This window comes from Dactylosporangium sp. CA-233914, assembly GCF_050942935.1.
GTDB lineage: Bacteria > Actinomycetota > Actinomycetes > Mycobacteriales > Micromonosporaceae > Dactylosporangium.
In genome coordinates, this window is record NZ_CP192030.1 from 1,789,505 (window position 1) to 1,811,232 (window position 21,728).

13 protein-coding genes are annotated in these 21,728 nt (G+C 72.2%); 8 read left to right on the plus strand and 5 right to left on the minus strand.

Translation table 11 applies throughout. From position 1 onward, the window contains the following. Positions 1–12: 12 nt before the first annotated feature. On the minus strand, positions 13–1,902 hold the full coding sequence (locus ACQPY0_RS08200) for a penicillin-binding transpeptidase domain-containing protein (RefSeq protein ID WP_432986526.1): 1,890 nt from the start codon (positions 1,900–1,902) through the stop codon (positions 13–15). 194 nt (positions 1,903–2,096) lie between these two features. Between ACQPY0_RS08200 and ACQPY0_RS08205 the strand changes: the two genes are divergently transcribed. Continuing rightward, complete coding sequence (locus ACQPY0_RS08205; RefSeq protein ID WP_432986528.1) at positions 2,097–6,980, plus strand: NAD-glutamate dehydrogenase; 4,884 nt, start codon at positions 2,097–2,099, stop codon at positions 6,978–6,980. Positions 6,981–8,402: 1,422 nt separating this feature from the next. Next, entirely contained in the window at positions 8,403–8,648 is a 246-nt protein-coding gene (locus ACQPY0_RS08210) for a hypothetical protein (RefSeq protein ID WP_432986530.1), read from the plus strand. Between the two features lie 236 nt (positions 8,649–8,884). Here ACQPY0_RS08210 and ACQPY0_RS08215 read toward each other — a convergent pair whose 3' ends face one another. Beyond that, complete coding sequence (locus ACQPY0_RS08215) at positions 8,885–10,336, minus strand: glycoside hydrolase family 3 N-terminal domain-containing protein (RefSeq protein ID WP_432986532.1); 1,452 nt, start codon at positions 10,334–10,336, stop codon at positions 8,885–8,887. A gap of 203 nt (positions 10,337–10,539) precedes the next feature. On the opposite strand from ACQPY0_RS08215, the gene ACQPY0_RS08220 reads away from it, so the two are divergent. After that, on the plus strand, positions 10,540–11,715 hold the full coding sequence (locus tag ACQPY0_RS08220; RefSeq protein ID WP_432986534.1) for an ROK family transcriptional regulator: 1,176 nt from the start codon (positions 10,540–10,542) through the stop codon (positions 11,713–11,715). 78 nt (positions 11,716–11,793) lie between these two features. Here ACQPY0_RS08220 and ACQPY0_RS08225 read toward each other — a convergent pair whose 3' ends face one another. Next, positions 11,794–12,783, minus strand: a complete 990-nt coding sequence (locus ACQPY0_RS08225) for an ABC transporter permease subunit (protein ID WP_432986536.1) — start codon at positions 12,781–12,783, stop codon at positions 11,794–11,796. Beyond that, positions 12,780–13,751 carry an ATP-binding cassette domain-containing protein gene (locus ACQPY0_RS08230; RefSeq protein WP_432986538.1) on the minus strand — a complete coding sequence of 324 codons (972 nt, stop codon included), beginning with the start codon at positions 13,749–13,751 and terminating at the stop codon, positions 12,780–12,782. The genes ACQPY0_RS08225 and ACQPY0_RS08230 overlap by 4 nt, the downstream gene beginning before the upstream one ends. Positions 13,752–13,803: 52 nt before the next feature. Between ACQPY0_RS08230 and ACQPY0_RS08235 the strand changes: the two genes are divergently transcribed. Beyond that, positions 13,804–14,610, plus strand: coding sequence for an ABC transporter ATP-binding protein (locus ACQPY0_RS08235; RefSeq protein WP_432995073.1), 807 nt, complete (start codon positions 13,804–13,806; stop codon positions 14,608–14,610). Between the two features lie 36 nt (positions 14,611–14,646). On the opposite strand, the gene ACQPY0_RS08240 is transcribed toward ACQPY0_RS08235, so the two are convergent. After that, complete coding sequence (locus tag ACQPY0_RS08240; RefSeq protein WP_432986540.1) at positions 14,647–15,420, minus strand: enoyl-CoA hydratase/isomerase family protein; 774 nt, start codon at positions 15,418–15,420, stop codon at positions 14,647–14,649. 63 nt (positions 15,421–15,483) lie between these two features. Between ACQPY0_RS08240 and ACQPY0_RS08245 the strand changes: the two genes are divergently transcribed. The 4 genes from ACQPY0_RS08245 (at position 15,484) to ACQPY0_RS08260 (ending at position 21,684) form a co-directional block, all read left to right on the plus strand. Further along, positions 15,484–15,954, plus strand: coding sequence for a DUF6232 family protein (locus ACQPY0_RS08245; RefSeq protein WP_432986542.1), 471 nt, complete (start codon positions 15,484–15,486; stop codon positions 15,952–15,954). Between the two features lie 10 nt (positions 15,955–15,964). Continuing rightward, on the plus strand, positions 15,965–17,812 hold the full coding sequence (locus tag ACQPY0_RS08250) for an Hsp70 family protein (protein WP_432986544.1): 1,848 nt from the start codon (positions 15,965–15,967) through the stop codon (positions 17,810–17,812). A gap of 59 nt (positions 17,813–17,871) precedes the next feature. Beyond that, on the plus strand, positions 17,872–19,896 hold the full coding sequence (locus tag ACQPY0_RS08255; RefSeq protein WP_432986546.1) for an Hsp70 family protein: 2,025 nt from the start codon (positions 17,872–17,874) through the stop codon (positions 19,894–19,896). Between the two features lie 165 nt (positions 19,897–20,061). Next, positions 20,062–21,684 (plus strand): acetolactate synthase, encoded by a 1,623-nt coding sequence (locus tag ACQPY0_RS08260; RefSeq protein ID WP_432986548.1) that lies wholly within the window; start codon positions 20,062–20,064, stop codon positions 21,682–21,684. Positions 21,685–21,728: the final 44 nt, after the last annotated feature.

A 21,728-nucleotide genomic window follows, 5' to 3' on the forward strand; every position in this document is an offset into this window, starting at 1 on the left:
TGACTGATGGCCTCAGCCGGTGGTCTGGAAGAACTTGCCGGCGATCGGGACCGCCGCGGCCGTCGAGGCGCCGCCGTTCTCCACGAAGACGCAGAAGGCGATGTCGCCGCGGTAACCCATGAACCACGAGTGGGTGTGGGCCGGGTCGTTGTCGTACTCCGCCGTGCCCGTCTTGCCGCGCAGGTCGCCCGGGAGGTTCTTGAGCTGGCTGGCCGTGCCCTCGGTGACCACCTCGCGCATCATCTGGCGCAGGGCGTCCAGCGAGGCCTGGGGCAGCTGCGGGCCGTCGGCCGCGGGGCTCTTCGGGGCCGGGTCGAGCACCAGCTGGGGCTGCTTCCACTGGCCGCGGGCGATCCCTGCCGCCGCGGCCGCCATGATGACCGGGGAGACGAGGTTGGTGCCCTGGCCGAACGCGGCCGCCGCCTGCTCGGCCTTGGAGCCGTTCACCGAGATCTTGCCGGTGAACACGTCGGTGCCGAGGTCCCACGGGACGCCCATACCGAGCGACTGGGCGGTCTTGCCCAGCCCGTCCGGGGCGATCTTCGGGGCGAGTGAGGCGAACGCGGTGTTGCAGGACTTCGAGAAGTCGGTGCGCAGCGGTACGTTGCCCAGCTCCTCGTCGTGGGAGTTCCTGAACGTGCGGCCGTCGACCGTGAGGTTCTTCGGGCAGGCCACGACGTCCTCGCCGGTCATGCCCTGGTTGAGCACCGCGAGCGCGGTGATGGTCTTGAGCATCGAGCCGGGCGGGGTCTGGCCGACGAGCGCGAAGTTGTTGGCGGCCGCGCCGGGGCCGTTGGCCACCGCGACGATCGAGTTGTCGCTGACGCGGATGGCCACCAGCGCCGAGCGGCGCTGCTCGCCCGCGAGGGCCTGCTCGGCGGCGTTCTGCATGTTGACGTCGAGGGCCAGCTTGATCTGGGTGCCCGCGGTGGGGTCGGTCGCGAAGAGCTGCTTGTCCGGCGTGCCCTGCGGCATCGCCACGACCACCTTGACGCCGGGCGAGCCCTGCAGGACCGAGTCGTACTTCTGCTGCAGCCCCGAGAGCCCGACCACGTCCCCGACCTTGTACTTGCCGGGGTTCTTGTCCATGATCTCCTTCGTCACCTCGCCGGTGGTGCCGAGCAGGGCGCGGGCGAACTGGGCGGACGGGGCGAGGGACTGGGTCGAGTTCCGGGTCAGCACGCCCGGGGTAGAATTGATCTTGTTGGCGATCGGGTCGAAGACCTCCTTACGGAGGGTGATTACCTGTACGAAGGCGTCGGGTGCGGCCTTCTTCACCTGATCGGGCAGGCCGGAGACGTCGACGTTGACGTTGGCCTGCTTGAACGCGTCTGTCAGATTTCTGACCACGATGTTGATGTCGGTGACCGAGCGCGGCTGGACGCCGATGATCACGACCGGCTTGCTGCTCACGATCGGCTGGCCGGCGCCGTCGAGAATGCTGCCCCGCGATCCGGCGGTCTTGCGGATCGCGAGCTTGTCGGTGGCCTCGAGCTGCGGGTTGATGGTCTTCGCATCGAAGATCACCGTCCACTGCTTGTCCACGCGCTTGGCGTCGACCGTGGTGTCGTACTCCCACGTGGAGTCCGCGACCGGCCACGCGACGTGCACGACGGCGCTGCTGCTGTCGTCCTTGACCACCGGGGCGCCCTTGAGTGCGAGCTTGGGCGGGGTGGCGGCGAGGTCACCCGCGACGGTCGTCCACAGCTTCTGCGCCGCGTCGCCGGCCAGGGCTTTACCGTCCGGACCCAGGAACTTCAGGCCCGCGATGTTGCCCTTCTCCCACGCTCCGAGGAAGGTCTTGAACGAGTCGTCCGGCGGTTTGCTGGAGCACGCGGGCAGCGTGCCGAGCAGCGCCAGGGCGGCGGCGAGGGCGGTGACGCGACGCAGTGAAACGGCCATGGGGGCGATTCTGCGCCATGATAGCTACGATCTGCACGTCCCAAGATCGCATAAGTAGGACAATTCAGTACGCCGAGCGCCGGTTGATCGGGTACACGACGATGGTGGACCGGGCGCCCGACGAAAACCCCACGACGACGTCTTAGGCTGAGCGGGGACAACCCACAACGTGGTGGGCGAGGGGAGAACAACCGATGAATCGGCCTGGGGCAACCCCGGTGAAGGCTGCCGCGCGAGGCTTAGGCGGCGCTCGCGGAACCGAACCGGCGGTCGAAGACGACGAGCTGGAGCAGTCAGTGCCCAACGCGGAGCACCTGGTCGCGGAGGCGGTCGTGCTGGCCACCGCGCAGGATGCGGATCCCGAACTGGTAGCGGCCTACTGGCGCCTGGTTCCCGACGAGGAACTGGCCGCCTGCAATGCCGCCAAGATGGTGGAGGCCACCCAGTCACACCTGGAGCTGGCCCGCCAGCGCACGCCCGGCGAGCTGAAGCTGCGCCTGGGGCTGAGCGTCACCGGCGGCACCGCGGTCGAGATCGTCACCGACGACATGCCGTTCCTGGTCGACTCCGTCACCAGTGCGCTGTCCTCGCGCGACATCGACGTCAACCTGCTGGTCCACCCGCTCGTGGTGTTGCGCCGTGCCCCGCTCGGCGCGCTGGAGGGGGTCCGCGTCGGCATCGAGCCCGAGGACGCGAACGCCGGCGACATCGTCGAGAGCTGGATTCGCATCGAGGTCGACCGAATCCGCGACGAGGCCGAGCTGGAGGAGCTGCGCGCCGACCTCACCCGCGTGCTCAACGACGTGCGCGAGGCCGTCGAGGACTGGTCGAAGATGCGCACCCAGGCCCTGACGCTGGCCGACGAGCTCGGCTCCGCTCAGCTGCCGGTCCCCGACAAGGACATCACCGACTCGGTCGAGCTCCTGCGCTGGCTGGCGGACGACCACTTCACGTTCCTGGGCTTCCGGCAGTACAAGCTGATCAAGGGTGAGAACGGCGAGGAGCTGCTGCAGGCGGTCCTGGGCACCGGGCTGGGCATCCTGCGCGCCGACCAGGTCAAGCCGCGGGTGCTGTCCTCCATGACCGCCGAGGCCTACGCCAAGGCGCTGGAGAAGCGGCTGCTCATCATCACCAAGGCCAACTCCCGCGCGACCGTGCACCGCTCCGCGTACCTCGACTACATCGGCTTCAAGCAGTTCGACGCCGACGGTAACGTGGTCGGCGAGAAGCGGTTCCTGGGGCTGTTCTCCTCCGCGGCGTATCGCACCAGCGTCCGCGACCTGCCCGTCGTCAAGCGCAAGGTCGCCGAGGTCGTCGAGCGCTCCGGGCTCTCCCCGCGCTCGCACTCCGGCAAGGACCTCATGGAGACGCTGGAGACGTATCCGCGCGACGAGCTGTTCCAGATCGGCACCGACGAGCTCTACAAGGCCGTCATGGGCGTGCTGCGCCTGGCCGGACGCCGCCAGCTGCGGGTGTTCCTGCGCCGCGACGCGTACGGCCGCTTCATCTCGTGCCTGGTCTACCTCCCGCGCGACCGCTTCACCACCGCCAACCGGCTGCGCATCCAGCAGATCCTGCTCGCCGAGCTCAACGGCGTCGGCGTGGATTACACCACCCGGGTCAGCGAGTCGAAGTTCGCGCGCGTGCACTTCATCGTGCGCACCGAGCCCGGCAACCCGCCCGGCTGGGTCGACGTCGACGACCTCACCGAGCGCCTGTCCGAGGCGACCCGGCTGTGGGACGACGACTTCCGGCTCGTGCTGGAGCGCAAGCTCAACGACGAGCAGCAGGCCAAGGTGCTCTACCAGCGCTACGGCGGCGCGATCTCGGACACCTACAAGGACGAGCACACGCCCTACGAGGCGGTCAAGGACGTCGCGAAGCTGGAGCTGCTCGACGAGCCGGGGCAGCTGGTCATGCACGTGTACCGCCGCCGCCAGGACGAGTCCGACCTCCGCTTCAAGGTCTTCCGCTACGGCGAGCCCATGGTGCTCTCGGCCGTGCTGCCGGTGCTGCACTCCCTCGGGGTGCGCGTCACCGACGAGCGGCCCTACGAGGTCGTCCGCGCCGACGGCACGATCTACCTGTACGACTTCGGCCTGCAGCTGCCGCCCGACTCCCGCGCCATCGCCGAGGTCCGCCCCCACCTGGAGAACGCCTTCTCGGCGACGTGGCGCGGCGAGGCCGAGGTCGACAGCTTCAACACCCTCGTGCTCAAGGCCGGCCTGACCTGGCGCGAGGTCGTGGTGCTGCGCGCCTACGCGAAGTACCTGCGCCAGGCCGGCACCGTGTTCTCGCAGGACTACATGGAGACGACGCTGCTGGCGTACCCGGCGATCGCCTCCAAGCTCGTGGCGCTCTTCGTCGCCCGCTTCGACCACCGGCTGCAGCTGTCCGAGGCCGCCCGCTCGGAGTGGTCGAAGGAGCTGGTCACGGCGATCAACGCCGACCTCGACCAGGTCACCAGCCTCGACCAGGACCGCATCCTGCGTTCGTTCCTGCACCTGATCCAGGCGACCCTGCGCACCTCGTTCTACCAGCGCGGCGAAGGCGGCCGGCCGAAGTCCTACACGGCCTTCAAGCTCGACCCGCAGTCGATCCCCGACCTGCCGGCGCCCCGGCCGCGCTTCGAGATTTTCGTGTACTCCCCGAGGTTCGAGGGCGTGCACCTGCGCTTCGGCGCCGTCGCCCGCGGCGGCCTGCGCTGGTCCGACCGGCGCGAGGACTTCCGCACCGAGATCCTCGGCCTGGTCAAGGCGCAGATGGTGAAGAACGCCGTCATCGTGCCGACCGGCGCCAAGGGCGGGTTCGTGCTCAAGCAGAACCCGGGCGACCGCGACGAGGCCGTGGCCTGCTACCAGCTGTTCATCTCGGCCCTGCTCGACGTCACCGACAACCTCGACGGCGGCAAGATCGTCGCTCCGCCGGACGTGGTGCGCCACGACCCCGACGACCCGTATCTCGTCGTCGCGGCCGACAAGGGCACAGCGACGTTCAGCGACATCGCCAACGAGATCTCGGTGAAGTACGGCTTCTGGCTCGGCGACGCCTTCGCGTCGGGCGGCTCGGCGGGGTACGACCACAAGAAGATGGGCATCACCGCCAGGGGCGCCTGGGAGTCGGTCAAGCGGCACTTCCGCGAGCTGGGCGTGGACACCCAGGCGAACGAGTTCACCGTGGTGGGTGTCGGCGACATGTCCGGGGACGTCTTCGGCAACGGGATGCTGCTCTCGCCGTACATCCGCCTGGTCGCGGCCTTCGACCACCGTCACATCTTCATCGACCCCGCCCCCGACGCGCGCAGCTCGTTCGAAGAGCGCTCCCGGCTCTTTGGACTTCCGCGTTCCTCGTGGGACGACTATGACAAGTCGCTCATCTCCGCGGGCGGTGGCGTCTACCCGCGCACGGCCAAGTCGATCAACATCTCCGACGAGGCGCGCGAGGCGCTCGGGATCACGGCCACGGGGCCGCTCGCCCCGAACGACCTCATGCACGCGATCCTCGCCGCGCCGGTGGACCTGTTCTGGAACGGCGGCATCGGCACCTACGTGAAGGCGACCGGCGAGTCCCACGCCGAGGTCGGCGACAAGGCCAACGACTACATCCGGGTCAACGGCCGCGAGCTGCGCGCGAAGGTCGTCGGCGAGGGCGGCAACCTGGGCCTGACCCAGCGCGGCCGCATCGAGTACGCCCTCAACGGCGGCCGCATCGCCACCGACTTCATCGACAACTCCGCCGGCGTGGACTGCTCCGACCACGAGGTGAACATCAAGATCCTGCTCGACCGCGCGGTCGCCGCCGGCCGGCTGGAGGCGGCCGATCGCAACCCGCTGCTGGCCGAGATGACCGACGAGGTCGGCGAGCTGGTCCTGCGCGACAACTACGACCAGGCCACGGCGCTGGGCAACGCGCGGGCGCAGTCCCGCTCGCTGCTGCCGGTGCACAAGCGCCTGATCGCCGACCTGGAGCGCCGGGGCCAGCTCGACCGCATCCTGGAGGGCCTGCCGGCCGACGACGTGCTCGACGAGCGCGCCGCCAGCGGCGTGGGGCTCACCTCGCCCGAGTTCGCCGTCCTGCTCTCCTACGTCAAGATCGTCCTCGAGCACGAGATCCTCGACTCGGACCTGCCCGACGAGGAGTGGACCAACGACGTCCTGATCGGCTACTTCCCGACCGCCCTGCGCGAGCGCTTCACCGACGCGATGGCCGAGCACCCGCTGCGCCGCGAGATCGTCACCACGGCGGTCGTCAACGAGGCGGTCAACCGCGGCGGCACGTCGTTCTTCCACCGCGCCTCCGAGGAGACCGGGGCCGGCGCCGCGGACGTCCTGCGCGCGTCGGTGGTCGTCAACGAGGTGTACGGCCTGAGCGAGCTGCGCCGCGCGGTCGAGTCGCTGGACAACCAGATCCCGACGAAGTCGCAGACGGCGGTGTATCTGGAGATGCGTCGCCTGCTCGACCGGGCCGTGCGCTGGCTGCTGTCCAACCGCCGGCTGCCGATCGACGTGCCCGGCGAGATCGCCCGCCTGCGCCCCGGCATCACTCGCCTGCTGCCGCAGCTGGACACCCTCTTCCGCGGCCGCGAGCGCGACGCCTTGCGGGCCAACACCGAGGGGCTGCGCGAGCTGGGCCTGCCCGATGCGCTCGCCGAGACGACGACCCGCATCATGTACGGCTTCGGCCTGCTCGACATCGTCGAGGTGGCCGCGGCCACGGACCGCGACGTGAACGAGGTCGCGACGGTGTACTACCTGCTGTCCGAGCGCTTCCGGGTCGACGATCTGCTGTCGCGGATCTCCGCCCTGCCGCGCGAGGACCGCTGGCAGACCCTCGCCCGCATGGCGCTGCGCTACGACCTGTACGCCGCGCTGGCCGCCCTGACCGCGGAGGTCCTCAACGGCACGTCGCCGGAGGCGGAGCCGGAGGTGCGGGTCCACGAGTGGGAGCAGAGCAACGCGACGTCGATCGCCCGCACGCGCAACGCGATCGGCGAGTTCGGCGACTCCCCGGGCGACCTGGCGGCCCTGTCCGTGCTGCTCCGCCAGATCCGCACACTGGTCCGCGCCTCGGCCGCCTGACCGCGCTACGGCTCGACGCCCGGCCGGACAGGTCCTCCTGTCCGGCCGGTTCGTTTCCCGTTGCCACGAGCTTTGGGCTTTCCGACACGTCGGGCGCTCTGCGTCGCCACTCGGAGACTCCGGCAATAGGCGCTCATTTGGGCGATCCGGACTGCCTGTCGTCGGAGTGGGCACGGGATCCGTCGTGCATGCGCTTGCCGGCCTGCCGGTGCGCCCACGTCGCGGCAGCTCAAGCCGCTCGGCATGATCTGGGCGGCCGAGCCCCCGTCGCCGGAGGCCCACACAGCCGCCGCCAGCGTCGCCTCGGCCGCGTGGGTCCACATCGGCGGGTGACGCCCGGTGGCCGGCTCGGCGACCAGGGCAACAGCGGAAGCGTCGACTCCGCCTGGTGACGACATCACGGTCACGTCGGCGGCGCCCTCCCGCTCGACTGGGGTGGTGAACGTGGGGAGCGACGGAGTCACGGTCGGCCGTGGTGATGTTGTCGAGCCGCGCGTCCGGCGGCTGCCTTCTGGTCGTCTGGTGCTCGACTGTGCTGGCCGGCGAGATCGGATGCGTGGATGACGGGGTGGACGTGGCCCGGGGGCAGCCTGTGGTGGTCTGGTCGCAACGGGGGCTCAGCGGCATTGAGGGATGCGCAGGTGCGGCGGCGGTCCGGTGGGTGGGGGGTGCCGGGGCGGTGGGCGGTGGTGCGGTGCCGCCGGGACGGCTCGGCCGGTGCTGCGGTGGTGGTGAAGCGGCGTCGCCACCGCAGCGGCTTGGCCGCCGCGGTGACGGTGGTGGCGTCCCTGCGGATCGACAGCTCGACGACTGGACCGGCCCGGGTGGCGGTGACTGAACCGGTTGGGGGCGCGGTGACGTTGGTGCCGGCTGGGAACTCGGCGAAGGCTCTGGCGATGGTGCGCGGGACGTCGGCGGCGACGGTGGCCTCGGCGATTGCGGGCGAGACGTCGGGGGCGGTAAGGGTTGCGCTGGTGGGGTGGCAAGGTTGTGCGGGCGAGGTGGTCCGGGCGGGGTGGGCGCGGACGGTTCGGCGTGGGGGTTGGGCTGGGTGATCGGACGGCGGGAGTCGGGTTCGGCTGGCAGGCAGCCCGGGTCTGGCCGAGTCGGCGGACGGCGGGGATTGGGCTGGGTGGCGGGGCCGTGGGGGCTGGGCTTACTGACGGGACGGTGGGAGGTGGGCTGGGTCACCGGATGGCGGGGGTCGGGCTGGGTGGGTGGCCTGTCCGGGGTGGTCTGGGTCGGCGGGCGGCGGGGACTGGGCTGGGTGGCCGGGCCGTGGGGGCTGGGCTTACTCACAGGATGGTGGGAGGCGGGCTGGGTGGGTGGCCTGTCCGGGGTGGGCTGGGTCGGCGGACGGCGGGGATTGGGCAGGCTGTCCAGAGAGCGACGGCGGGCGGCTCGGGCGTCCTGTTCGGCCCAGTGGGCGGTGATCTCGGCGGTGCGGGCCTCGGCGTCCAGACGGGCCAGGCGCTCGGCATGACGCGCCTCCAAACCTCGGCGGCGGGCCTCAGCGAACTCGGCACGGACCGCACGGCGACGAGCCACACGACGGCGGTGCTCGGCCAGCATCGCGTCCAATCGGCTGCGCCATTCCGATTCGGCGGTTGCCGTCAGCACCTCGGTCATGAGAAGAACTTAGAACAGGGGTACGACAAAAATCCCTGAGCAGGGGAAACCGTGGCCCGGCCGGCGCCAAGGCGACAGTTCGATCTTGACCGACAGTTGGTCGCTCCGGCGGCCGCTGCTTCCGCGTGCCTCTTTGCGGCAACGGGGCGGTGGCGGGAATGTCGCGGGGCGCAGCGGCCAGTCTCGGCTGCCGCGCCCCGCGGGCGCGCACATCGTGCGATGGCGGGAACCTTGCGAGCTGTGAAACGTACGGCTCTACGTCGGTGCGTGAATCGTCAGGCGGCCAGGCCCAGGGTCTCCGCGGCCGCGCGGCCGTTGGCGTGGCTTGCGCCCCACGTCACGATGAAGGCCCGCGCCCCGGCCGGGCGCCACGACGACGGCCAACCCATCTCGACGACCGTCACGGCGTGGGTTTCGGCCAGGGCCTCGACGAGCGGGCGGGCGCCGGGAAGGCGGTGCACGTTGCGGCCCACCACCACGATCGGCCGCTTGCCCGCGCGGGTGCGCAGGTCGGCGGTGTCGGCCTGGTCGGCGACGACGCGGATCTGCTCGGTGCCGTTGACGTGCGGCCCCAGGCCCCAGGGCACGCGCCCCGCGGCGATCGACGACTCGGCCTCCAGCTGCACGATGAGCGGCGGGCGTGCGCGGTCGTGGGTGCCCTCGATGCGTACTGCGCCCAGGGCCGCCGGGTAGCCCAGGCCCGGCTCCTCGCGGTCGGTCCGGTCGCCGGTGCGCGTCCACGCCGCCAGTTCGGCCACGCGGGCCACGGCCTCCTCCAGCCGCTCGAGGGGCAGGCGACCGTCCTGTACGGCCGCCACGATCCCCTCCGCGCAGGCGTTCGTGATGTCCTCGTCGATGTCGGCGCCGATGCACAGCAGGTCGGCGCCCGCGGCCAGGGCCAGCACCGCGCCCTGCGGGATGCCGCCGGCGTAGCGGGCCGCGCCGAGCATCTCCAGCGCGTCGGTCACCACGACTCCGGTGAAGCCCAGCTCGCGGCGCAGGAGGTCGACGAGCACGGCCCGGCTGAAGGTGGCCGGCGCGTCGCCCGTCAGGGCCGGGACGCGGATGTGGGCGGTCATGATCGACTTGGTGCCGGCCTCGATCGCGGCGACGAACGGCGGCAGCTCGCGACCACCCAGCACGGCGCGGTCGATGTCGACGGTCGGCAGCTCGCGGTGGGAGTCGGCGAGGGTGGCGCCGTGGCCGGGGAAGTGCTTGGCGCACGCGGCGACCCCGGCGCCCTGCAGGCCCAGGACCGCGGCGGCGGCGTGGGTGGCCACGGCGATCGGGTCGGCGCCGAAGCTGCGGGTGCCGATGATCGGGTTGTCGTCCGCGGTGTTCACGTCGACGGTGGGTGCGAGGTCGAGGTTGATGCCGAGGGTCTCCAGCTCGGCGCCGATCGTGCGGTACACCCGGCGCGTGACCGCGGGATCCCCGAGCGCACCCAGGGCGGCGTTGCCCGGGTAGGGGCTGCCCGCGCGGTGGGCCAGGCGGGTGACGTCGCCGCCCTCCTCGTCGATGGCGATGAGCACGTCCTCGCGGGCGGCGTGCAGGCTCGCGGTCAGCGCCGCGAGCTGGTCGCGCTCGACGATGTTGTACCCGAAGAGCAGGTGCCCGGCCATCCCCTCGGCAAGGAGGTCCACGGCCCACGCCGGGGCCTGCGCCCCGCGGAAGGCGCCCAGCAGCGTGCCCAGGGCCAGGCGGCGGAGTCCGGGATCGGTCGACACGTTCTTCCCCCCTCAGCGCGAACGCGGGTGCGAACGGCGGGCGGGCGCCGCTGCACACTCGTCCGATGCGCTATCCACGATCGTAGGAGCTTCTTGACCGGTTGGCGTAGGCCGAGCGGGTGGTCCGACCGTACGCTTTCCGAATAGGTTGCCTGTGGCACGCTAATAGGAAAGTTTCCTAAATACTAGGGGTCTTCGTCGCGATGAGTTCCGCCCGACTTCCCGGCACGCCGCGCCTGCTGCGCGCCCTCAACGACCGTGCCGCCCTGGAGCTGCTGCTCAGCCGGGGGCCGCTGACCCGCGCGCAGCTCGGCGAGCTGACCGGGCTTTCCAAGGTCACCGCCTCCCAGCTGGTGGAACGCCTGGAGGAGCGCGGGCTGGTGGCCCGGGTCGGCGAGCAGGCCGGCGGCCGCGGACCCAACGCGCAGATGTACGCCGTGGTCCCCGCGACGGCGTTCGTCGTCGGCGTCGAGGCCGGCCCCGCGCACGTCGTGGCCGGCGTGGCGGACATCACGGGCAACATCGTGGGCCGCACCGACGTCGCGATCGGCGACGGCGACGACCCCGTCAAGGTCGTACACGCCGCCGTCATCGAGGCCGCGACCGCCGCCGGCGCCCCGATCGAGCGCATCCGCCGCATCGTCCTGGGCACCCCCGGCCTGGTCGACCCGAAGAGCGGCGAGATCACGTTCGCCTGGGACCTCCCGCGCTGGCACCGTGGCCTGCTCACCGCCCTGCGCGACGACCTCAACCGCCCGGTCATGTTCGAAAACGACGTCAACCTGGCCGCCATCGCCGAACAGCACAGCGGCGCCGCCGTAGGAGCCCAGGATTTCGTACTCGTCTGGCTCGACCGGGGCGTCGGCACCGCGGTCGTCCTGGGCGGCCGCCTGCACCGCGGCAGCGTCGGCGCGGCCGGCGAGATCGGCTACCTCCCGGTGGCCGGCACCCAGGTCACCCGGGACGCCTCCCGCCGCTCCAAGAGCGGCTTCCGCACCCTGGTCGACGCCGCGGCGGTCCGCGCCATCGCCAAGACCCACGGCTTCAAGTCCACGGGTGCGGCAGCCGACGCGGTGCGCGCGGCCATCGCCGCCGGCACCGCGGGCAGCCCCTTCCTCGACGAGCTCGCCCGCCGCATCTCCCTGGGCGTGGCCTCCGTGGGCCTCGTGCTGGACCCGGAGCTGGTCGTCCTGGCCGGCGAGATCGGCCAGGCGGGCGGCGCGGACCTGGCCCAGCGCGTGCAGCACGAGGTGGCCGCCATCGCCGTGGTCTCCCCGCGCGTGGTCGCCACGGAGGTCGCCTCAGAACCGGTCCTGCACGGCGCGATCCTCACGGGCCTGGACGCGGTCCGCGAGGAGGTCTTCGGCTCGACGGCCTGAAACTTTCACGGCGCGTCAAGATTTTTTCGCGCGCCGATCAGCGGTGCGACCCCGGGGCCGCACCGCCTCAATCCATCCTCAGCGGGCGTCGCGGCGGCGCATGGAGAAGAAGGCGAGCGCCACCACCACCAGGACCACCGCGGCGAGGACCAGACCGCCCTGCTGCCAGCTGCCCGAGAACCCCGCCGTCGCCACGGTGCCCGGCTTCGGCTTGTCCATGTCGAACACGAAGCGTTTCGTGAGCCAGGCCGACAGGTACGGCGCCAGACGGAACTTCTGGGAGTAGTCGTCCGTCTGCACCACGCTGAAGAGGACCAGGGCACCGAGCTCGTAGATGAGCAGGTATGCCATCCCGACGCCGAGGGCGGTCGAGGTGTGCCGGCCCAGCGAGGCGATCGAGAAGCCCAGCGCGGTGCCGCCCAGGGCCAGCAGGACCACGCGGACGCCGGTCAGCACGAGCGAGCCGAACTCCGGGGCGGTCATCTGGCTCACGGTGCCGTTGCCGGCGGCGACGGCCATGAAGGCGCCGGTCCACACGGCGAGGTACACCACCGAGACGAGCCCCATGCCCGCCAGCGCCGCGAGGAGCTTGGCGCCCAGGACCGCGCCGCGGCGGGGCACCCACAGCAGGAGGTTCGCCATGCCGCCGGAGCTCCACTCGACGCCGATGAAGGAGGCGCCCAGCACGAAGCCGGCCAGGGCCAGCACGATCGCGGCGGTGTAGAACAGCGTCGGCCACTGGCGGTGGAACGAGAAGCCGTAGTCGAGCAGGGACTCGGGCGTGGGACGCGGGCCGTAGTCGCAGCTGGTCGGGAACTGCTCGTTGGGCTCGGCGGTCTCCAGGCCGCTCAGGACGTTGCCGCAGTGCTCGACGTTGCGGTCCCAGATCGCGGCGGCCGAGACAGCGTTCTCCCGGGCGATGGCGATCTCGTCGGGGGTCGGCTCGCTGCGGGTGAGGGTGAAGCCGAACGTGAGCAGAGCCAGCAGCACGGCGATGAGCACCAGGGTCACCAGCGTCACGCGGCGGCCGAAGAGCCGGGACCACTCGGCGGCGAACAGGCGGGTCATGCCGGGTGCTCCTCGGTGGTCCAGTCGGAGTCGTCGACGGGGCGGAACGCGCCGCGGCGCGGGCCGCCGCCGGTCAGGGTCAGGAACGCGTCCTCGAGCTGGGCGACCGGGGCGAGTTCGCGGACCCACATGCCGTTGACGCCCAGCGCCTGGGAGACCCACGAGGGGTCGGCCAGGTCGTGGACGATGATGTGGTCGCCGGCGACGCTGACGCTCGCGCCCGCCTCGGTGAGGATCTCGGCGGCGCGGTGGTGGTCCTCGACACGCACGCGATACGCGCCCTGGTCCGCCAGGGCGAGGACCTCCGCGACCGGGCCGGCCGCGACCGTGCGGCCCCGGGAGATGATCGTGACGGAGTCGCAGATCTGCTGGATCTCGGCCAGGATGTGGCTGGAGACGACGACCGTCATGCCGCGGTCGGCCTGCGCGCGCAGCAGGTCGCGCATCTCGCGCACGCCCTGGGGGTCCAGGCCGTTGTTCGGCTCGTCGAGGATCAGCAGCTCCGGGTCCTTCAGCAGGGCCGACGCCACCGCGAGGCGCTGGCGCATGCCCAGGGAGTAGGACCGCACCAGGTCCTCGGCGCGGTCGGCCAGCCCGACCTGCTCGAGGACGACACCCACCCGCTGCCTGGGCACCCCGCCGGCCGTCGCCAGCAGCGACAGCGTCTTGAATCCGCTGAAGTTGCCGAAGAACGCCGGCGCCTCGACGATCGCGCCGACCCGCGGGGCGACCGCCGCCTGCCGGCGCGGCACCGGCTGGCCGAAGATGGCCATGTGGCCGCCGTCGGCGTGCAGCAGCCCGAGCAGCGTCTTGAGCGTCGTGGACTTGCCGGAGCCGTTCGGGCCGAGAAAGCCGTGAATCTGCCCGGATTCGACCCTCATGTCCAGGCGGTCGATGGCGGCGCGCGGCCGGCCGAACACGCTCTGGTACGTCTTGAGCAAACCTTCGATTTCCAGAACGGGACTCATCGCTGGGCACAATACGGGTTCGGTCACGCGCGCGGGGCCCCGGCAACCATCGATATGCCCGGCGTGGTTGGATTGGCGCGTGTCAGATGACCTTGTCATCGCCGTGGACGACGCGACGGTCACCCGCGACGGCAGCCATCTCATCCGCTCGGTGAGCTGGCGGGTCGAGCTCGACGAGCGCTGGGTGATCCTCGGCCCGAACGGGGCCGGCAAGACCACTCTGCTCAACCTGGCCGGCGCGCGGCTCTACCCGACCAGCGGCACCGTCACGGTGCTCGGCGAGCGCCTCGGCCGGACGAACATCGCTGAGCTCAAGACCCGCCTCGGGTTCTCCTCCAACGGGCTGCTGCTGCCAGGCGAGGAGACCGCCCGCGACGTCGTGCTGACCGCCTCGTGGGCCGTGGTCGGGCGCTTCCGCGAGCGCTACGACGCGATGGACGAGGCGCGGGCGATGGCGCTGCTGGACCAGCTCGGCGTGGCGGGGCTGGCCGACCGGCTCTACGGCACGCTGTCGGAGGGCGAGCGCAAGCGGGTACAGATCGCGCGGTCCCTCATGACCGACCCCGAGCTGCTGCTGCTGGACGAGCCGACGGCCGGGCTGGACCTGGGGGCCCGGGAGGACCTGGTGCGCCGCCTCACCGCGCTCGCCGAGGACCCGGACGCGCCCGCGCTGGTGCTCGTCACCCACCACGTGGAGGAGATCCCGCCCGGCTTCACCCACGCGATGCTGATGCGCGACGGCGGCGTGGTGGCGCAGGGCCTGCTGCACGAGACCGTCACGGCGCAGAATCTGTCGACGACGTTCGGCATGCCGCTGAAGCTCACGACGATCGACGGCCGCTTCCACGCCCAGGCCTGAACGGCAGGACCCGGGCGGGAAGCGGCCGGACGAGCGTCAGCGGCCCTTGAAGGAGGGCTTGCGCTTCTCCACGAACGCGGTCATGCCCTCGGCTTTGTCCTCCGTGGCGAACAGGCCCGCGAACAGCTGGCTCTCCCACGCCAGGCCCGAGGCGAGGTCCATGTCCAGCCCGCCGTCGACGGCGAGCTTCGCGGCGCGCAGCGCCAGCGCCGGGCCGTTGACGTAGGGGCGGACGAGGTCGAGCGCGGCGGTGTAGACCTGCTCCCGCGGTACGACCCGATCCACCAGACCCATCGCCAGCGCCTCGGCCGCGGGCACGAAGCGGCCCGACATCACCAGGTCCTTGGCCCGCGCGGGGCCGATGAGGCGAGCGAGGCGCTGGGTGCCGCCGGCGCCCGGGATGACGCCCAGGGTGATCTCCGGCTGGCCGAGCGTCGCGTCCTCGGCCGCGACCCGCCAGTCGGCGGTGAGGGCGAGCTCGCAGCCGCCCCCGAGCGCGTATCCGGTGACCGCGGCGACGACGGGCTTGGGGATGCGGGCGACGGCGTCGAACGCGCCGCTGAGCGCGACCGCGCGGGCCGACATCGCGGCGTATCCCATGCCGGCCATCTCCTTGATGTCCGCGCCGGCCGCGAACACCTTCTCACCGCCGTAGATGACCACCGCGTGCACGTCCTCGCGCGCGGTCGCCTCGTGCGCGGCCGCCCGCAGCTCCTCCTGGACCTGCTCGTTCAGGGCGTTCATCGGCGGGCGGTCCAGCCGGATGGTGCCGATGCTGTCCTCGACCTCGAGCCGGACAAAGGAAGTCACGTATGTCTCCTCAACGTCGTTGTCGTTGATCGCAGCGTATTCCGCTGTACCGTCTTAGTTGCCATGGCCACCACGTACTACCGCGACAATGTGGTGCACATCAGCTCGGGCGGTGTGCGCGTCGCTGAGTCGTGGTATCCGCTCGACACGCTCACCTACATCTGGCACGAGCGCACGGGGCGGCTGCGCCACGGGCTGTACATGCTCGCCACGCGCGGGGGCGCGGTGCTACTCGTGCTCGGCCTGCTGGTCGCGGCCGGGGTGGCGGCGCGGCGGATCGACTTCAGCGGCGAGCAGCGCACGATGTACATCGCCGGCGGCATCCTCGCCGTGGTGGTCGTCGGCGGCGTTGTCGCGTTCTGCCTGGAGGGCCTGCTCGACCTGCTGGACCGGGCCCACGACCACGGCAAGGGCGTCCACGAGATCTGGGTGCGCACCGTCGCGGGTGACGCCATGATCTATTCGACGACCGATTCCCCGAAATTCGGGCAAATCTATCGAGCGCTGCAGCGGGCGGTCGAGCAGTCCGCTTAAACTGCGCGGCATGGTGGCCCTGGGTGTCGACTTCGGCACGTCGCACACGGTGGCGGTGGCCCGCTGGCCCGACGGCCGGGCGCGTCCCCTGCTCTTCGACGGCTCGCCGCTGCTGCCCTCCGCCGTGACGCTGGAGGAGCAGGGGCTGGTCGTCGGGCGCGATGCGGTGCACGCCGCGCGGCGTGCGCCCGAGCGTTTCGAGCCCAACCCCAAGCGCCGCATCGACGACGGATCGGTGTTGCTGGGGGAGCGGCCAGTGCCGGTACCACAGATGATGACCGCGGTGTTCCAGCGCGTCCTCGCGGAGTTCACCCGCACCGCGGGTGGTGGCCCGGACGCGGTGACCGTCACGCACCCGGCGAACTGGGCCTCGACCCGGCGCAACACCCTGCAGGAGGCGGTGCGCCAGGCGGGCCTGCCGGGCGCGACTCTCGTGCCCGAGCCGGTCGCGGCGGCCACCTACTTCGTCCACGTGCTGCGCAACATGGTGCCCGCCGGCTCGGCCGTCGTCGTCTACGACCTGGGCGCGGGGACCTTCGACGGCACCGTCGTCGCGCGTACCCCCGCGGGCTTCGAGGTGCTCGCCGTGGGCGGCCGCGACGACCTCGGCGGCCTGGACTTCGACGAGCTCGTGGTCGGCATGATCGGCCGCGCCCTGCCGGAGGAGGGCTGGGCGCGGGTGAGCGCCGACCCGCGGGCCGCCCGCCAGCTGCGCGACGAGGCCCGCGAGGCCAAGGAGCGGCTCTCCCGCGCCGCCTCGGCGACCGTGATGGTGCCGGTGCTCGACGTGGACGTCCAGCTCACCCGGGAGGAGTTCGAGGCGGCCGCGCGGCCGCTGGTCGAGCGCTCGGTGCGGGTGCTGGCCGAGACGCTGCGCCTGTCCCGCCTCACCCCGGACCGGATCGCCGGGATCTTCCTGGTCGGCGGGGCGAGCCAGATGCCGCTGGTCGCCACCGAGCTGCACCGCGAGTTCGGGCGGGCGCCGGTGACGATCGAGCAGCCGGAGCTGGTGGTCGCCGAGGGCAGCGTCCTGGTCGGCCGGGCCGTGCCCGCTGAGTCCGCCGGCAAGGCCGCTCCCGCCCCGGCGACGGAAACCCCGGCCTCCTCGGGCGCCCTGGAGCTCCCGGCCACCAGCGGGTCACTGCCGGTGGTCGCACCGGCCACCGTGGTCCCGCCGGCCCCGTCGGTCTCGGCGCCGCCCGTATCGCCCGCGGTGGGGCCGGTTCCCGTCAGTCCGCCGATGCAGCGCCCGCCGCTGCGGCCCCAGATGCCGTACCCGGTGCCGCAGCGGCCCGTGTACTCCCCGCCGCCCGTGTACCCACCGCCGCCGCCCCAGGTGGTGTACTACCCGGCGTACGCGGTGCCGCCGATGCCGATGGTCGTGCCGCGGCCGCTGCTCAAGGGCCCGTGGTCGATCCGGTGGCCGGCCGGGTTCATGACGACGTACGGGATCCTGCTGTACCTGCTGACGGGCCTGCTCCTGCTCGTGGCGGTCCTGCCCCAGCTCCCCCGCGCCAACCCGCCCGAGGGCTGGGACGAGGCCCGGGTCAACTCACTGACCAGCGGTTCCCTGGAGTGGGCCGGCATCTGCGCGGTGCTGGCCACCCTGCTGATCAACGGCGCGATGCGGGCGCGGAGGCCGCAGAGCGGGCACCACTGGTACCCCTTGGCGCTCTGCCTTGTCCTCGGCGTCTCCAACCTCGCGCTGACGGGGGAGGGCGGCGGCTACTGGACGCTCGTTCCGGCTGTGGTGTTCCTCGCCTCGACGGCCATGCTGCTGCTGCCGGCCTCGCGGCGGTGGGTGCGCCGGCCGCCGAAGCCGCCCGCGCTCAAGCCGGCGGAGACGAGTCAGGGTTGATCCGCGGGCGGGATCCTGGGGCACGGCGGGGGTAGTTCGCGGCGCCTAAACTTCGGGGCATGCCTACACCAGGGATCCGGCTCGGGGTCGACTTCGGCACCTCGAACACCGTCGCGGTCGTACGGTGGCCGGACGGGCGCTCCCGGCCCCTGATCTTCGACGGTTCTCCACTGCTGCCCTCGGCCGTCTACGCCGAGCCCGGCGGCTCCATCATCGTTGGCCGCGACGCGGTGCACAGCGCCCGGCTGGAACCGGCCCGTTTCGAGCCCAACCCGAAGCGCCGCATCGACGAGGGCACGGTCCTGCTCGGCGACCGCGAGGTGCCGATCAACGAGCTCATCGCCGCGGTGCTGGGCCGGGTGCGCGACGAGTGGGTCCGCACCGTCGGCGACGCGACGCCGGACGTGACCGTGACGTTCCCGGCCTCGTGGGGCGCGACCCGCCGCCTGTCGATCGCCGACGCGGCCGCCGCGGCCGGGCTGGGCCGCGTGCGCCTGGTGCCCGAGCCGGTGGCCGCCGCGGCGTACTTCACCCAGGTCCTCGGCCGCGACGTGCCCGTCGGCTCGGTGGTCGTGGTGCACGACTTCGGCGCCGGCACGTTCGACGCGAGCGTGGTCGCGCGCACCGCGGACGGCTTCGAGGCGCTCGCCGTCGACGGCCGCGACGACATCGGCGGCATCGACGTGGACAACGCTGTCGTCAAGCACATCGGCACCATCTGCGAGCCCCAGGCGCCGCAGGAGTGGTCACGGCTGATGAACCCGCAGACCGTGGAGGACCGCAGGCACCGCCGCCTGCTGTGGGACGACGCGCGGGTGGCGAAGGAGCGGCTGTCCCGCCAGCCGGCGTCGGACCTGACGATTCCGCTGCTCAACATCGACGTGCACCTGACGCGGGAGGAGCTCGAGCGCCTCGCCCAGCCGATGATCGAGCAGACCGTTCGCGTCACCCAGGGCGTGATGCGCTGGGCCCAGCTCGGCGACGGCGCGGTCGCGGGCGTGTTCCTGGTCGGCGGCTCCAGCCGGATGCCGCTGGTGGCGACGCTGCTGCACCGCATCCTGGGCCAGGCCCCGGTCGCGATCGAGCAGCCGGAGCTGGTGGTGGCCGAGGGCAGCATGCTGACCGGCTCGACCGCGACGAAGGCGACCGCCGACCCGGCCCCGGGCCCCGCGACGGGCATGCTGCCGCAGGTCTCCGGCTTCCCCTGGCCGGCCCCACCCCCGCCGGTCTCGCCCGCAGTGGTCTCAGCACCGCCGGTCTCCTCACCGCCGGTCTCCGCGTCCCCGTCGTTCTCGATGCCCCCGGCGGGGAACTTCGGCACCCCGGTCTCCGCGCCGCCCGCCGACGGCCCGATGTGGCCCGACAACCCGGTCCCGGCCTCGACGCCGCCCGCGTTCCAGGTCTCCGCGCCGCCGCCGGTCTCGACCCCATCCGCGTACACACCGCCGCCGGTCTCGACCCCACCCGCGTACACGCCGCCCCCGGTCTCGACACCACCGGCTTACGCGCCGCCGGTCTCGACGCCACCCGCGTACACGCCGCCGCCGGTCTCCGCGCCGCCCGTGCCCATGCCGCCCGCCTGGACGTCGCCGCCGGTCTCTTCGCCGCCCGTGTCCGCGCCGCCGAATCGGCCGGCCAGCGGCGGGCGGGTCTTCCGGTCCAGCGGCGCGGTGCCGTCCAGCGGCGCGGTGCCGTCGAGCGGCGGCTTGCCATCGAGCGGCGGCTTGCCATCGAGCGGCGGGGTGCCTGAGGCCGCGACGCGATACGACGAGCTCGGCAACGCGTTCCGCAATGACGCCGCGCCGCCGTCGTCGCAGGCCCTGCGGCAGCGCCCGGTCCAGCCGTCGCAGCCGACGCCGTCACGGCCCGTGAGCCCGCCGGTGCAGTCCCGGTCGGCGGGCGACGCGTATGTGTACGACGGCTCGCGTCCGCGCCGGGGACCGGTCGCGCGGTTCATGCTCGTGGTGTTGGTGCTGGCGCTGCTGGTCCTGACGCCGCTCGCGGCCGGGGTCGTGTCGTATCGGCTGACCACGGACCACTGGCCGGAGCCGGTCGCCGGCTGGGTCGGCGCCGACAGCCCGTAGCCGCGCTGGTCACACGGGTCCTGCGGGGTGCCGTTCCGCTGTCTCTTGAGCACCCTAGCACACGCGCAAAAGTTGGATCTTCCGTTGTGTCGCAGCGTAATCACTCCGGCGCGGTCACACTATCCGCACGCCATCCACACCAGCAAACGTGAGTAGGATTCGCGCATGACGACGATCGACGGGCACGGCGGGGACCTGGCGCTGGCGGCGCTGCGCGGATTCGGGGTCACGGAGATGTTCACCCTCTCCGGCGGTCACGTCTTCCCGCTCTACGACGCGGCGAGGAAGGCCGGCGTGCGCATCGTCGACGTGCGCCATGAGCAGTCCGCGGTCTTCGCCGCCGAGGCGGTCGCGAAGCTGCAGCGCCGGCCGGGGCTGGCCGTGCTCACCGCCGGACCGGGCGTCACCAACGGCGTGTCCGGCCTGACCAGCGCGATGTTCAACGGCGCGCCGGTGGTCGTGCTCGGCGGCCGGGCGCCGCAGTTCCGCTGGGGCTCCGGCAGCCTGCAGGAGATGGACCACCTGCCGGTCGTGCGGGCGGTCACCAAGCACGCGGAGACCATCTTCGCCACCGACGAGGTCTACGCGCGGATGCGGGCCGCCGCGCTCACCGCGCTGACCCCGCACCGGGGACCGGTCTTCGTCGATCTGCCGCTGGAGGTCGTCTTCTCCACCGCGGACGGCATCGAGGAGCAGGAGGCTCCGGCAGTACCGCTGGAAGAGCCCGACCCCGACGAGGTTCACCGCGGCGTCAGTCTCCTTGCCGCCGCGCAGCGGCCCGTCATCGTCGCCGGTTCCGACGTCTGGGCCGGCGACGCCACCGCGGCGCTGCGCGAGGCGGCCGAGGCGCTGCGCGTGCCGGTGTTCGCCAACGGCATGGGCCGCGGCACCCTGCCACCCGGGCACCCGCTCGCGTTCGCGCGGGCGCGCAAGGCCGCGTTCGGCGGCGCCGACGTGATCGCGGTCGTCGGGACCCCGCTGGACTTCCGGCTCGGCTTCGGCGACTTCGGCGGCGCGCAGGTCGTGCACGTCACCGACGCCGCCTCGCAGAAGGCCGGGCACGTCACGCCGGCCGCGGCGCCGTCGGGCGATCTGCGGCTGACGCTGTCGGCCTTCGCGGCGTACTCGGGCCTGGTCGCCGACCACGAGGAGTGGATCGCCACGCTGCGGGCCGCCGAGAACGCGGCGAAGGGCAAGGAGACCGAGGCGCTGGAGGCCGACACCGATCCGATCAAGCCCAGCCGCGTCTACGGCGAGCTGCGCAAGGTGCTGGCCGAGGACGCGGTGACCATCGGCGACGGCGGGGACTTCGTCTCCTACGCCGGCAAGTATCTGGAGCCGGCCCGCCCGGGCACGTGGCTCGACCCGGGGCCGTACGGCTGCCTCGGCACCGGCATGGGCTACGCGATGGGGGCCCGGATCACGTACCCGGACCGGCAGATCTGCGTGCTCATGGGCGACGGCGCGGCCGGCTTCTCGCTCATGGACGTCGAGTCGCTGGCGCGCCAGCAGCTGCCGGTCGTGATCGTGGTCGGCAACAACGGCATCTGGGGGCTGGAGAAGCACCCGATGCGGCAGATCTACGGGTACGACCTGGCCGCCGATCTGCAGCCGGGGCTGCGCTACGACGACGTGGTGAAGGCGCTCGGGGGCGCCGGGGAGACGGTCGAGAAGCCCGGGGACCTGGCCGGGGCGCTCGGGCGCGCGTTCGCCTCCGGCGTGCCGTACCTCGTCAACGTCCTCACCGACCCCGAGGACGCCTACCCGCGCTCGTCCAACCTGGCCTGAGGTTCGCGGATCCCGCCGCGGCGGGATCCGCGGGCGCCTCGCCG

Coding starts and splice junctions, on each gene's coding strand:
- ACQPY0_RS08200 (WP_432986526.1), bottom strand. CDS start 1,902: ATGGCCGTTTCACTGCGTCGCGTCACCGCCCTCGCCGCCGCCCTGGCG.
- ACQPY0_RS08205 (WP_432986528.1), top strand. CDS start 2,097: ATGAATCGGCCTGGGGCAACCCCGGTGAAGGCTGCCGCGCGAGGCTTA.
- ACQPY0_RS08220 (WP_432986534.1), top strand. CDS start 10,540: ATGAGTTCCGCCCGACTTCCCGGCACGCCGCGCCTGCTGCGCGCCCTC.
- ACQPY0_RS08225 (WP_432986536.1), bottom strand. CDS start 12,783: ATGACCCGCCTGTTCGCCGCCGAGTGGTCCCGGCTCTTCGGCCGCCGC.
- ACQPY0_RS08230 (WP_432986538.1), bottom strand. CDS start 13,751: ATGAGTCCCGTTCTGGAAATCGAAGGTTTGCTCAAGACGTACCAGAGC.
- ACQPY0_RS08245 (WP_432986542.1), top strand. CDS start 15,484: ATGGCCACCACGTACTACCGCGACAATGTGGTGCACATCAGCTCGGGC.
- ACQPY0_RS08250 (WP_432986544.1), top strand. CDS start 15,965: ATGGTGGCCCTGGGTGTCGACTTCGGCACGTCGCACACGGTGGCGGTG.
- ACQPY0_RS08255 (WP_432986546.1), top strand. CDS start 17,872: ATGCCTACACCAGGGATCCGGCTCGGGGTCGACTTCGGCACCTCGAAC.
- ACQPY0_RS08260 (WP_432986548.1), top strand. CDS start 20,062: ATGACGACGATCGACGGGCACGGCGGGGACCTGGCGCTGGCGGCGCTG.